The following is a 13,464-nucleotide window of genomic DNA, read 5'->3' on the forward strand; positions in this document are numbered from 1 at the left end:
GTGCGCCGCATTCCGTGAGACCCCCGTGGTCGGTGCGGTGTGTACGTACTGCTCCGGTCCAGGGAACGACCCGCTCCGCGCGTACGTTCCACTCTCCACGAAACGATCACCATGACGTTATCGAAGAGTGATGCGCCGTCGCAGTCCGGTCCGGGGCTCGGCGGAGAACTCCGGCCAGGGACGACGCACCGTCAGCCAGCCGTCAGGCGGCGGGCCGTGGCGGAGTCGGCAGCGCCTCGGCACCGTCCTTGGTCACCCGCGTCGCACCGAAGTAGTCCGGGGTGTCGATCTTGTCGAAACGGATCACCGCCCCGGTGTACGGAGCGTTGATCATATAGCCCCCGCCGACGTACAGCCCGACGTGCCTGATGGCCCGTGAGTCGGTCAGGTCGTCGGAGAAGAACACCAGGTCCCCGGGGAGCAGTTCGTCCCTCGACGGATGCGGCCCCGCGTTGTACTGGTCGTTGGCCACGCGCGGCAGCTCGATCCCGACGGTGCGGTACGCGGCCTGCGTCAGGCCGGAGCAGTCGAACCGGCCCCCCTGCTCCGGCGTCCCGTTCCCGCCCCAGAGGTACTTCGTGCCGAGCTTCTGCTGCGCGAAGTAGATGGCCCCGGCCGCCTGCCGCGACGGCTCCACCCGCCCCACCGGCCTGGCGAAGCTCTTCTCCAGCGTCCGGATGACCTTCACGTAGTTCCGGGTCTCCTTGTACGGCGGGACACCGCCGTACTTGATCACGGCGTACGCGCCCGCGTTGTACGCGGCGAGCATGTTGTCCGTCGGGTCGCCGGGCGCCTTCTTCACGTACCCCGCGAGCTTGCAGTCGTACGAGGCCGCCGACGGAATGGCGTCCGCCGGGTCCCACACGTCGCGGTCGCCGTCACCGTCCCCGTCGACGCCGTGCGCCGCCCAGGTGCCGGGGATGAACTGGGCGATGCCCTGTGCGGCGGCATGGCTCTGGGCCCGCGGGTTCCAGCCGGACTCCTGGTACAGCTGCGCGGCGAGCAGCGCCGGGTTGATGGCCGGGCACAGGTTGCCCCACTTCTGCACCAGCGGCTGGTACAGGGCCGGCACGGCTCCCTTGGCCAGCGCCACGGCCCCCTTCGCGCCGCCCCCGAGCCCGGCGGCCGCGGAGAAGGTCCCGACGACGAGCAGGGCGAGGAAGCTCAGACAGAGCCCGAAGGCCCCGCCCGCGACGAGCCACGCCTTACGCACCGTCAATCACCCTCCGCCGCACGGCAGTCCACCGCTCGTCAGTGTAGGTGGGGAGGACCCGGTTCAGGGGGCGCACAAGGGGGTCGGTGAAGCACGGTGCGGCGGGCTCCGGCCGGAGGGCCCGCCCGAGCGGACCGAGGAGGTGGGCGGCCGGGCGGAGGGTGAGCCGGGGCTGTTCCGGACGGTTACCCGCAGGTAACGTGTGGCTCGCACACATGTCTGCGAGAGGCGGCCCGTCATGGGGGAACACCAGGCGTTCTACGAGCGGATCTCCGAGAACCGCTTCGCGCCGACCGAGCACACCCGCGGCCCCTGGGACGCCGGATCGCAGCACGCCGGCCCGCCGGCGGCGCTGCTCGGCCGCGCCATGGAGGAGCGGCCGGGCGCACGCACCGACATGCGGCTCGCGCGCATGACGTACGAGATCGTCCGCCCCGTTCCGATCCGGCCGCTGGAGATCACCACGACCGTTCTGCGAACCGGGCGCAGCGTGGAGATCGTCGAGTCGGCACTCGCGCCCGAGGACGGGACGCCGGTGATGTTCGCCCGCGGTCTGCGCGTCCGCACGCTCGCCGAGCCGGGACCGGCGGTTGCCGAGGGACCTCAGGTACCGTCCCCCGGGGGGACCGCCGAGACGCCCTTCTTCGGCGTGCCGTGGGACGTCGGCTACCACACGTCCATGGAGACCCGGTTCACCGAGGGGACCTTCCGGGAGCAGGGCCCCGGAACCTGCTGGATGCGGATGAGGATGCCGCTCGTCGCGGGCGAGGAGATCCGCCCGCTGGACCGCGTCCTGGTCGCCGCCGACTCCGGCAACGGCATCAGCAACGTCCTCGACTTCGAGCGCCACGTGTTCGTCAACGCCGATCTGACGGTCCATCTGCACCGGTACCCGGTCGGCGAATGGGCCTGCGTCGAGGCCCGCACGAGCGTCGACCCGGCCGGCATCGGGCTGGCGGACGCCCGGCTGCACGACGAGAAGGGCCCGATCGGCCGCAGCGCCCAAAGCCTCTTCGTCGCCCCTCGCTGAGGCCGACCACCGGGACACGACGGCACGGTCAGGCCCCGACCGACCCCGGAAATATGGCCCGGACCTGCCATGGTTACGCTGTGTCACGCAGCCGGGAAGGCTGTGCACCATCCCGCCGTTCGACCGACGGCGGGACGACCAGCACCAGGAGCAACAAGTGCAGAACCTTCAGAACGCGGGGACGGGCGTCAAGACGGCGGGCCGCAATGGCGACGCCGGGGGAACCATCGCCGCCGTGACCGTCATCGCCCTCATCGCCGTGGCCATCGGGCTGCTCGGCTACATGGTCGCCAACCGCTGACCGACCCCCACACACGGGGCGGCGCCGCACTCCGGCGCCGCCCCGCGCCCATGCCCCAAGTCAGCCGCTCCCGTCGCGCACCGGCGAGCACCCCGGCGCCGGATTCACACCTTGGGTGCCACAACGACAGTCATTGCCCGAAGTCACGCTCCGTGATACACAGAGTGACGAAACGTGTCCTCACGCTCGACCCGGCCGCACGAGCCACCGCAGGTCAGAGCGGCCGGACGGGCATCCGTGCGCGGATCGTGCAAAGAGAGCCGCCAAGTCGGCGCACGCGGACGGTTTCATCAGCGAAGATAGAGCGATGGCCTGTGCCGTGGGGCAGGGGCGGACAACTACCCAACAGGGGCGGTGAGTTATATGTACCTGGCGGCTGAGAAGGGCGACATCACCACCATCATCGGCGGAATCGCTCCGAACTGGGGGCCTTTCGGCAGCCTCGGGAACGAGGCACGCGTGATGATCGAGGTCGTGATGGCCGTCGCCATCCTGCTCTGCCTGGGCATCGCGATCTGGGGAGCGGCGAAGCAGCGCATCGGCGCCACGGCCCTCCGCGACACGTTCAGCGCGGAACAGGGCAAGGGCCTGATCGTCGCCGGCCTGACCGGCGTCTTCATCATCGGGTCGCTGGGGACCCTGTTCACCATCGTGTACGGAATGGCCGTCTGACCCTCCGCACCGCATCGCCCGTTCCCGACACCACCCGTCCGTCGCGCCCACCGGCAGAGGTTGCGTCCCCCTGATGTCGAGTCACCACACCCCGCCCGTACGGAGAACAGCAGGGCTACCGTCGTACTACGGCACGGCAAGGCACACGGCTGAGGGGGAGCACGCGGCATGAGCTACGACGACGAGACCGACGGCTTCGACAGCGGCGCCGGCGGCACGGGCCAGACCCGCACCCGCCTCCCCGAGGGCGGCACCGGCGACGTCTACGGCGGCGCCCGCCGACCCACCCGCAACTCCCGCTCCCTCGTCACGGTCGTCGGCGTGGTAGTCCTCCTCGTCGCCGCCATCGCCTTCGCCAACCGCGGCGACGGCACGGACACCCCCAGAACCACCGACACGGCCAAGGGCACGGCCCCGACGGCGGCGACGGGCATCCGCCCGGTCGCGGGCAGGCACGCGGGCATCCCCGCGGGGTACGCGAGGGACGAACAGGGGGCACAGAGCGCGGCGGCGAACTACGCGGTGGCGCTCGGTTCCGCCGACATGTTCGACAAAGCGAAGCGCGACCAGGTCCTGCAGAGCATCATCGCGCCTGCCTCCGTCAGCACCTTCAGGAAGACGCTCGATCAGGCCTACTCACCCAACTTCTTCAAGAACGTCGGCCTGAACGAGGACGGATCGACTCCTCAGGGATTCACCTTCATCTCGCGAACCTCCCCCATCGGGACCAGAGCCATCGAGTTCACCGGCGACAAGGCCTCGGTCCAGGTTTGGTGCACCGGTCTGATCGGCCTCGCGGGCGAGGGTTCCAGGAATCCGGTCACGGACAGCTGGTTCACGATCTCCATGGAACTGGCATGGATCGGCAACGACTGGAAGACCGTCACCCACACCCAGAAGGACGGTCCCGCACCGATCGGTGGGGATACCAGGGCCTCCAGCGCGGACGAAATCGCTGACGCCGTGAACGGGTACGGAGGGTTTACATATGCCCGCTAGTTGGATCCGACATGCCGGAGCCGTGGCCACGCTACTCGCGGCAGTCCAGGCATCCGTGCTCGCACAGGCCTCGCAGGCGTCCGCTGCCCCCACGCCGTCGCCCAGCCCGAGCGGCAGCAACAACCCGTGCGATCTGATCCATGGCCCCGCCCGCGACTACTGCGAAACCGGCGAATCCGGCGGAGCCGCCCGCCGCGCCCCCTCGCTCGACGACCCCGCCGGCGCCCTCGACCCCCTCTCCTCCCTCGCCCGCGGCTGCGCCGACGCCGCGGCCTGGGTCGTGGACACCCTCTCCAAGGCCGTGAAGTCCACCGCCGAAGTGGACTTCACCAACACGACCTTCCTCGGCCAGTACGCCGTGGTCTTCGCCGCCGCCACCTTCCTCACCCTCCTCCTCTGGCTGCTGGCGGTCGCCAAGCGCGCCGTCCGCGGCGTCCCACTCACCACCGCGGTCTCCGAGGCCATCGGCTTCCTCTGGCTCACGGTCCTCGCCTCCGCCTTCACCCCGCTGATCCTCTACACACTCGTGTCCGCTACCGACTCGATCACCGACGTGATCGCCCAGGGCACCGGCGGCCAGACCGACGTCTTCTTCGGCAGCTTCAAGGAGGCGCTGCAGAAGGGCGACGACATCGGCGGCGGGCCGATCATGCTGATCGTCGTGTCGCTGGTGACCATCGTCGCCGCCGGCATCCTCTACCTGGAGCTGTTCCTCCGCGCCGTCCTCCTGTACGTCGGCGCCCTGCTCGGCGTCGTCGTGTACTCGGGGCTCGTGGACAAGAACATGTGGGGCCACGTCCGCCGCTGGGCCGGGATCATGATCGCGGTGATCCTCGTCAAACCGGTCATCGTCATCGTGCTCGGCCTCGCCGGAGCCCTCTCCGCCGACGACGGTCCGAACTCCTTCTCCGCCGTCGTCACGGGACTCGCCATCATCCTGCTCGCGATCTTCGCGTCCGCGATGATCTACCGTTTCGTTCCCGGGTTCGGCGACGAGATCGCCGCGTCCCGCAACAACCGACTCCAGAACAGCGCCGAGAACAAGGCCGCCGCCGTCATCAGTTCACCCGCCGCCCTCGTCTCGCAGGGCATCAAGACCCACAGCAGCCGCACCCACCAGCAGGGCGGGGGCGGCTCGGGAGGCGGCAGCGCCCCGAGCCCGGTCGCCGGCGGAGTCGCCGCCCACAGCGCACGCGGGGCCGGAACGGGTGCTGCGGGCGGGGGCGGCGGATCCGTCCCCTCCGCCGCGCCTCCGCCCCGTAGCGGAGGCCCGGGCAGCACCCCGCACAGCCACCGCAGGAACTCCGGCAGCACCACCGGCACGAGCACAGGAAGCACAGGAGGTGGAGGGCGTTGACGACGCAGTCCCCGGCCATCGCGCCCCGCCGCACGTATCTCATCGGCCGGGCCCGGCCGAACGCGATCATCGGCAAGAACCGCGAGACGGGCGAGATCGTCCTGATCATCGCCGGCGCGTTCCTCGGCATGATGAGCGGACTGCTGGTGCCCGTCCTGTCCCTGCGCATCGTGCTGCTCACGGGCTTCCCGCTGCTCGCGCTGGCCGCCGTGTACGTGCCGTACAAGCAGCGCACCTTCTACCGCTGGTACGAGATCAACCGCAGCTACAAACGCACCCTGCGCCAGGGCACCGTCTACCGCTCCGGCGCCATGGAGGCCGGCACCCGCGTCGACGGCCGCGAGGTCGAGATCGGCCCCCCGCCCGGCATCGGCCGCATCAACTGGCTCGCCGCCCCGTTCGGCCCGGACGAGATCGCCGTACTGCTCCACGCCGACCGGCGCACCGTCACCGCCGCCATCGAGATCGAGGGCCCCGGCGTCGGCCTGCGCGACAGCGAGGACCAGGAAGCCCTGGTGGACCGTTTCGGCACGCTGCTGAAGCACGTCGCCAACGGCGACGGCTTCGTGACGCGCCTTCAGATGCTCGCGCGCACCCTGCCCGCCGACCCCGACGCCCACGCCAAGGACGTCGCCCAACGCGGCGACGCGGGCTCCCCCGCCTGGCTCCAGCAGTCCTACGACCAGCTCCAGTCGATGGTCTCCACCTCCAGCGAGCAACACCGCGCCTACCTCGTCGCCTGCATGCACTACACCCGGGAGCTGGCCGCCGAGGCGCACGCCATGGCCCGCGCCGCCCGTCAGGCCACCGGCGCCAAGCGCCTCGACAAGGACGCCGGCCTCGCCGTCGTCATGGCGCGCGAACTGACCGACATCTGCGCCCGCCTCGCCGAGGCCGACATCCGTGTCCGCCAGCCGCTCGGCCAGGCCCGGCTCGCCTCCCTCGTGCACTCCATGTACGACCCGGACCACCCCATCGACCACATCCAGGCCATGACCAAGCGCAACGCCTGGCCCGCCGAACTCGACGCGATGGAACCCACCTACCTCCAGGCCAAGACCCGCGAGTCCGCCACCCGTGCCCCCTGGTGCCACGCCACGGCCTGGGTGAAGGAGTGGCCGATGACACCGGTCGGCGTCAACTTCCTCGCCCCGCTGCTCGTCCACACACCGGATGTGATCCGCACCGTGGCCGTCTGCATGGACCTCGAACCCACGGAGGTCGCCATCGAGCGCATGCTCACCGAGAAGACCAACGACGAGGCCGAGGCCAGTCGCGCCGCCAAGATGAACCGCACCGTCGACCCCCGCGACATCGCCGCACACGGCCGACTCGACCAGCGGGGTGAAGATCTCGCCAGCGGCGCGGCAGGCGTCAATCTCGTCGGGTACATCACTGTGTCGTCGCGTACGCCCGAAGCCCTGGCCAGGGACAAGCGCACGATCAGGGCCTCGGCGGGCAAGTCGTACCTGAAGCTGGAGTGGTGCGACCGCGAGCACCACCGGGCCTTTGTGAACACGCTGCCGTTCGCCACCGGCATCCGCCGATAGCGGCTGACACGCACCGACACGCGCCGATAGGGGCCCTCATCCGATGCGAGACCCGCTGTCCGTCCTCACCGAGTCCTTCACGTCCTTCCTCTTCGGGAAGGTCGAGACGACCCGCTCGCCCGTACGTACCTCCACCGGCCAGGCGCAGGCCGTCTATCTGCCGACCGCCGCGCCCGGCCTCGGGGACTCGGGCGTGATCATCGGCCGCGAGGTGTACAGCGGCAAGGGCTACGTCTACGACCCGTTCCAGCTGTACGGACAGCAGCTCCCCGCCCCCCACTGGCTGGTCCTCGGCGAGTCCGGCAACGGCAAGTCGGCGCTGGAGAAGACCTACGTCCTGCGCCAGCTCCGCTTCCGCGACCGCCAGGTCGTCGTCCTCGACGCCCAGGGCGAGGACGGCGTCGGCGAATGGAACCTCATCGCCCAGGAGCTGGGAATAACTCCCATCCGGCTCGACCCGATGGCCGCCCTGGACGACGGTATCCGGCTCAACCCGCTCGACCCGTCGATCACCACCACCGGACAGCTCGCGCTGCTGCGCACCATCATCGAGGTCGCCATGGGTCACGGTCTCGACGAACGTGCGGGCTTCGCGCTCAAGGTGGCGCACGCGTACGTCAACGAGACCATCACGGACCGGCAGCCGGTGCTCACCGACATCGTCGAGCAACTCCGCCACCCGGAGCCCGAGTCCGCGGCGGCGATGAACGTCGACATCGACGACGTACGGGCGTGGGGCCTGGACGTGGCCCTGGTCCTCGACCGGCTCGTCGACGGTGACCTGCGCGGCATGTTCGACGGCCCGACGACCGTCGGCATCGATCTGGACGCCCCGCTCATCGTCTTCGACCTGTCGCACATCGACCGCAACTCCATCGCCATGCCGATCCTCATGGCGATCGTCGGCGTATGGCTGGAGCACACCTGGATCCGCCCCGACCGGAAGAAGCGCATCTTCCTCGTCGAGGAGGCCTGGCACATCATCAACAGCCCCTTCGTCGCCCAGCTCTTCCAGCGGCTGCTGAAGTTCGGCCGGCGGCTCGGCCTGTCCTTCGTCGCGGTCGTTCACCACCTCAGCGACGTGGTCGACGGCGCCGCGGCCCGGGAGGCCGCCGCCATCCTCAAGATGGCCTCGACCCGCACGATCTACGCCCAGAAGGCGGACGAGGCCCGGGCCACGGGCAGAGTGCTCGGACTGCCCCGGTGGGCGGTGGAGATCATTCCCACCCTCACCCCCGGCATCGCGGTCTGGGACGTCAACGGCAACGTCCAGGTCGTCAAACACCTGGTGACGGAGGCCGAACTCCCCCTGGTCTACACGGACCGGGCGATGACGGAGTCCTCGCTCCCCGAGGACGTACGCGCCGCGGAACAGGAGACGGAGCAGCGCGCCGCCTTCATCGAACGGCAGCAGCGGCGGCTGGACTCCTCCGAGTCGACGGTGGCCTGACCGATGGCGCGGGACCCGCGACACGGCGCAGGGCGCCGGCAACCGCACGAGGAACGAGGTGTCCCGGACGGCCTGCTCGTGGGCGTCCTCGGCTTCCTCCTCGGGCTGACCCTGCTGGTCTGGACGGCGACAGGCCTCGCGGGCCTCTTCGCACACGGGTCCTGGCCGGACGGCGTGACGTTCACGAACACCCCGCTCGCCATACGCAGCCTGGTGTCCGAGCCCCATGACCTGCCCGCGGCCTGGCCCGCCACGCCGCCCGCCCGGCTGTCCGGCTACGGGCTGTTCTGGGGGCTGCTCATCGGCCAGTTGATGACACTGGTCGTGCTGACGGTCTTCGTCCTCGGCACGCTGGCCCGGTGGCGCGCGGTCCGCTCGCGCCGCAAGGGGGGCGGGGAGGCGGACAGGGGCGGCCCGGCCGAGGCGGTACCGGTGACGGTCCCGAGCCGGCCGGATTCCCGTCCGACCGCGACGGTCGCCGAGGACACTCCGGTGCCCGCAGGGGCTGCGACCGGGGGCGGTACGACCCTCCGGACCGAAGCGGCACCCCCCGCCCAACCCGCGCACGCCTCAGTTCCGGTCGAGCACGCCGCCGCGGCACCCGCCGAGCCCTCCGTGTCCGCCGTCCTGCCCCCACCAGAACCGGCCGGTGTCCCGGGCCCCCGGCGCCCGCACGTCCTCTACGGAGGCCCCTCCGTCCGGCGTCCCTCGGTCGTCCAGGCGATCCGGGACGCCGCCGGCCCCGCGCTCGTCGTCACGTCCGATCCGACCGTCTGGTCGGAGACCAAGGACGCCAGGGCCAAACTCGGCCCTGCCCTCGTCTACGATCCGGGCCATCTCTGCGACACGCCCGCCCGGCTCCACTGGTCCCCGACGGCCGGCTGTGAGGATCCGGCGACGGCGGCGAGCCGGGCGGCGGCCCTCTTCGCTCCCCTACGGCCCCGCTCCCGTCTGGACGAGGCCGTCGCGGACACTGCCGAAACGCTCCTGCGCTGCTGGCTGCACGCCGCCGCCGTGGACGGGCGCCCCTTCAAACAGGTCCACCGCTGGGCCCAGGGCAGTGGCGCCCACGAGCCGGTACGCATCCTCCGCACCCACCAGAAGGCAGCCTCCGGCCTCGCCGGCCTGCTCGAGTCGGCGCTCACCGCGCACAATGAACGCCGTGAGATCGCCCAGGAACTGACGGCCCGTACGCTGTCCGCCCTCTCCTCCGTCCACATCCGCGAGGTCTGCACCTCGAACCGAGCAGATTCGCTCACGTTGGAATCATTTGTGGACGAGGGGGGCACGCTCTATGTGGTGGGTGAATCGATCGAGGACCCGCGCACCCGACCGGGGGCCATGCCGCTCCTCACCGCACTCGCCTCAAGCGTGGTCGAGCACGGCCGCCGCATGGCCGCACGGTCATCCGACGGTCGGCTCGACCCACCACTCGCTCTCGTCCTGGACGACATCGCCGCCGTCGCCCCGCTACCGCTCCTCCCGGAGCTGCTGGCCACGGGCCCGGTGCTGGGCATGCCGACTCTCGCGCTGCTGCGTTCCCGCGAACAGGGCCGTGCCCGCTGGCCGCAGCCGCTGACGGCACCCGACGCGGGGCGCAGCCCGAGCGCTCACCAGCCCGGGTAGGGACAGGGAAACCGGTGCCGCGTCAGGCAGGGTTCCCCGTCGTGACGGGGCGGACGTCGGCTGAGGCCGCTACTGGGCCCGGCGGAGTTCGTACTCGAACTCCCTGGCCGAGGGATCGGACGGCACCGGAACGGAGTCGCCGCTCGGCACGAACCCGAACCGCCGGTAGAAGGCCGCCGCCCGGCCGTTGCTCTCGTGCACATACAGCCGGACCCGCTCGACCGACGGCTCCGTCAGCGCCCACGACCACTCGACGGCAGCCCGCAACAGCAGTTCCGTGACACCGGTTCCCCGAGCCTCCGGCCGTACGAACACCCCCACGAGATGCGTCTGGTCCACTTTGGCCGCCTCCCCGAACCGCACTTCGTCCGCCGGGCCCTCGACCATCACGGTCACGGTGCCGACCCAGCGCCCTTCGGAGTCCTCCGCGATGAACTGGCGGAAGCCCACCCCTGCCGCGGCGGTGTCGGTACGGTCCTGCCAGTACGTCGAGGGTCTGCCCACGGCGTGCTCGTAGGTTTCCAGGAAGGCGATCGGTGCCGCCGGGTCCTGAAGGGCGGCCAGCCGGATTTCCCGGGCCTGCTCCCACTCGCCGGCTCGTACGGCGCGAATGATGTGGTCCATGCTCCGATCCTCGCGGGGACGACGGCGGTACGCCAAGGCGATTTCGCCGCCTCGGAGGTCTGACCGGCCCGGCCGCGGTGGAGAAAGGAACCCTCGACCATCGAAGTCCGGAAACGGAGCGGAATGCCCCCCAGAACGCAAAAAAGCCTCAACCCCCGAGTTTCCACTCGGGGGTTGAGGCCCAAAATTTGTTCGGCGGTGTCCTACTCTCCCACAGGGTCCCCCCTGCAGTACCATCGGCGCTGAAAGGCTTAGCTTCCGGGTTCGGAATGTAACCGGGCGTTTCCCTAACGCTATGACCACCGAAACACTATGAAGATGTCGAACCCGGCCGACCACACAGTGGTCTCGGCATGTTCGTTACTTCAGAACTAACACAGTGGACGCGAGCAACTGAGGACAAGCCCTCGGCCTATTAGTACCGGTCAACTCCACCAGTCACCTGGCTTCCATATCCGGCCTATCAACCCAGTCGTCTACTGGGAGCCTTACCCCATCAAGTGGGTGGGAGTCCTCATCTCGAAGCAGGCTTCCCGCTTAGATGCTTTCAGCGGTTATCCCTCCCGAACGTAGCCAACCAGCCATGCCCTTGGCAGGACAACTGGCACACCAGAGGTTCGTCCGTCCCGGTCCTCTCGTACTAGGGACAGCCCTTCTCAAGACTCCTACGCGCACAGCGGATAGGGACCGAACTGTCTCACGACGTTCTAAACCCAGCTCGCGTACCGCTTTAATGGGCGAACAGCCCAACCCTTGGGACCGACTCCAGCCCCAGGATGCGACGAGCCGACATCGAGGTGCCAAACCATCCCGTCGATATGGACTCTTGGGGAAGATCAGCCTGTTATCCCCGGGGTACCTTTTATCCGTTGAGCGACGGCGCTTCCACAAGCCACCGCCGGATCACTAGTCCCGACTTTCGTCCCTGCTCGACCCGTCGGTCTCACAGTCAAGCTCCCTTGTGCACTTACACTCAACACCTGATTGCCAACCAGGCTGAGGGAACCTTTGGGCGCCTCCGTTACCCTTTGGGAGGCAACCGCCCCAGTTAAACTACCCATCAGACACTGTCCCTGATCCGGATCACGGACCCAGGTTAGACATCCAGCACGACCAGAGTGGTATTTCAACGACGACTCCACCTGAACTGGCGTCCAAGCTTCACAGTCTCCCACCTATCCTACACAAGCCGAACCGAACACCAATATCAAACTGTAGTAAAGGTCCCGGGGTCTTTCCGTCCTGCTGCGCGAAACGAGCATCTTTACTCGTAGTGCAATTTCACCGGGCCTATGGTTGAGACAGTCGAGAAGTCGTTACGCCATTCGTGCAGGTCGGAACTTACCCGACAAGGAATTTCGCTACCTTAGGATGGTTATAGTTACCACCGCCGTTTACTGGCGCTTAAGTTCTCAGCTTCGCCCCACCGAAATGGAGCTAACCGGTCCCCTTAACGTTCCAGCACCGGGCAGGCGTCAGTCCGTATACATCGCCTTACGGCTTCGCACGGACCTGTGTTTTTAGTAAACAGTCGCTTCTCGCTGGTCTCTGCGGCCACCCCCAGCTCAAGGAGTAAATCCCATCACCAGGCGTGGCCCCCCTTCTCCCGAAGTTACGGGGGCATTTTGCCGAGTTCCTTAACCATAGTTCACCCGAACGCCTCGGTATTCTCTACCTGACCACCTGAGTCGGTTTAGGGTACGGGCCGCCATGAAACTCGCTAGAGGCTTTTCTCGACAGCATAGGATCATCCACTTCACCACAATCGGCTCGGCATCAGGTCTCANCCCGAACGCCTCGGTATTCTCTACCTGACCACCTGAGTCGGTTTAGGGTACGGGCCGCCATGAAACTCGCTAGAGGCTTTTCTCGACAGCATAGGATCATCCACTTCACCACAATCGGCTCGGCATCAGGTCTCAGACTACGTGTCACGCGGATTTGCCTACGTGACGTCCTACACCCTTACCCCGGGACAACCACCGCCCGGGCTGGACTACCTTCCTGCGTCACCCCATCGCTTACCTACTACCACCTTGGGTCAGCGGCTCCACCACTCCGACCTCGTCCGAAGACTCAGCCGGCGGCTTCACGGCCTTAGCATTAATGGGCTCGATATTGGGCGTTTCAAAGCGGGTACCGGAATATCAACCGGTTGTCCATCGACTACGCCTGTCGGCCTCGCCTTAGGTCCCGACTTACCCTGGGCAGATCAGCTTGACCCAGGAACCCTTAGTCAATCGGCGCACACGTTTCCCACGTGTNGATCCCCGTTGGGGGTACATATCGCAATGACACGACTTCGGCGGTACGCTTGAGCCCCGCTACATAGTCGGCGCGGAATCACTTGACCAGTGAGCTATTACGCACTCTTTCAAGGGTGGCTGCTTCTAAGCCAACCTCCTGGTTGTCTCTGCGCCTCCACATCCTTTCCCACTTAGCGTACGCTTAGGGGCCTTAGTCGATGCTCTGGGCTGTTTCCCTCTCGACCATGGAGCTTATCCCCCACAGTCTCACTGCCGCGCTCTCACTTACCGGCATTCGGAGTTTGGCTAAGGTCAGTAACCCGGTAGGGCCCATCGCCTATCCAGTGCTCTACCTCCGGCAAGAAACACACGACGCTGCACCTAAATGCATTTCGG

Annotated in this window: 10 protein-coding genes and 2 rRNA genes; 8 read left to right on the plus strand and 4 right to left on the minus strand. The window is 68.1% G+C overall.

The genetic code is table 11. From position 1 onward, the window contains the following. Positions 1-202: 202 nt before the first annotated feature. Complete coding sequence (locus QMZ92_RS23410) at positions 203-1,213, minus strand: C40 family peptidase (protein WP_283299388.1); 1,011 nt, start codon at positions 1,211-1,213, stop codon at positions 203-205. Between the two features lie 238 nt (positions 1,214-1,451). Between QMZ92_RS23410 and QMZ92_RS23415 the strand changes: the two genes are divergently transcribed. From QMZ92_RS23415 to QMZ92_RS23450, 8 genes are all read left to right on the plus strand, one after another. Next, on the plus strand, positions 1,452-2,243 hold the full coding sequence (locus QMZ92_RS23415; RefSeq protein ID WP_283299389.1) for a thioesterase family protein: 792 nt from the start codon (positions 1,452-1,454) through the stop codon (positions 2,241-2,243). 157 nt (positions 2,244-2,400) lie between these two features. Further along, positions 2,401-2,544: a hypothetical protein gene (locus QMZ92_RS23420; protein ID WP_283299390.1), complete on the plus strand. Its 144-nt coding sequence runs from the start codon at positions 2,401-2,403 to the stop codon at positions 2,542-2,544. 363 nt (positions 2,545-2,907) lie between these two features. Further along, complete coding sequence (locus tag QMZ92_RS23425; RefSeq protein ID WP_017945892.1) at positions 2,908-3,216, plus strand: DUF8827 family protein; 309 nt, start codon at positions 2,908-2,910, stop codon at positions 3,214-3,216. A gap of 168 nt (positions 3,217-3,384) precedes the next feature. Next, complete coding sequence (locus tag QMZ92_RS23430; RefSeq protein WP_283299391.1) at positions 3,385-4,215, plus strand: hypothetical protein; 831 nt, start codon at positions 3,385-3,387, stop codon at positions 4,213-4,215. After that, a complete protein-coding gene (locus QMZ92_RS23435) occupies positions 4,205-5,572 on the plus strand; it encodes a hypothetical protein (protein WP_502962120.1) in 1,368 nt (455 codons plus the stop codon). The genes QMZ92_RS23430 and QMZ92_RS23435 overlap by 11 nt, the downstream gene beginning before the upstream one ends. Then, entirely contained in the window at positions 5,569-7,122 is a 1,554-nt protein-coding gene (locus QMZ92_RS23440) for an SCO6880 family protein (RefSeq protein WP_283299393.1), read from the plus strand. The genes QMZ92_RS23435 and QMZ92_RS23440 overlap by 4 nt, the downstream gene beginning before the upstream one ends. Before the next feature lie 43 nt (positions 7,123-7,165). Further along, positions 7,166-8,572 (plus strand): ATP-binding protein, encoded by a 1,407-nt coding sequence (locus tag QMZ92_RS23445; RefSeq protein ID WP_283299394.1) that lies wholly within the window; start codon positions 7,166-7,168, stop codon positions 8,570-8,572. A gap of 3 nt (positions 8,573-8,575) precedes the next feature. After that, on the plus strand, positions 8,576-10,198 hold the full coding sequence (locus QMZ92_RS23450; protein WP_283299395.1) for a type VI secretion protein: 1,623 nt from the start codon (positions 8,576-8,578) through the stop codon (positions 10,196-10,198). 69 nt (positions 10,199-10,267) lie between these two features. Here the strand turns inward: QMZ92_RS23450 and QMZ92_RS23455 are convergent, their stop codons facing one another. From QMZ92_RS23455 to QMZ92_RS23465, 3 genes are all read right to left on the minus strand, one after another. Continuing rightward, entirely contained in the window at positions 10,268-10,822 is a 555-nt protein-coding gene (locus QMZ92_RS23455) for a GNAT family N-acetyltransferase (protein ID WP_283299396.1), read from the minus strand. 190 nt (positions 10,823-11,012) lie between these two features. Next, positions 11,013-11,129: ribosomal RNA gene (gene rrf, locus QMZ92_RS23460) — 5S ribosomal RNA — on the minus strand. Positions 11,130-11,217: 88 nt separating this feature from the next. Continuing rightward, positions 11,218-13,464: ribosomal RNA gene (locus QMZ92_RS23465) — 23S ribosomal RNA — on the minus strand; the annotation flags it as partial.

The organism is Streptomyces sp. HNM0645 (assembly GCF_030056615.1).
Classification (GTDB): Bacteria; Actinomycetota; Actinomycetes; order Streptomycetales; family Streptomycetaceae; genus Streptomyces; species Streptomyces marianii.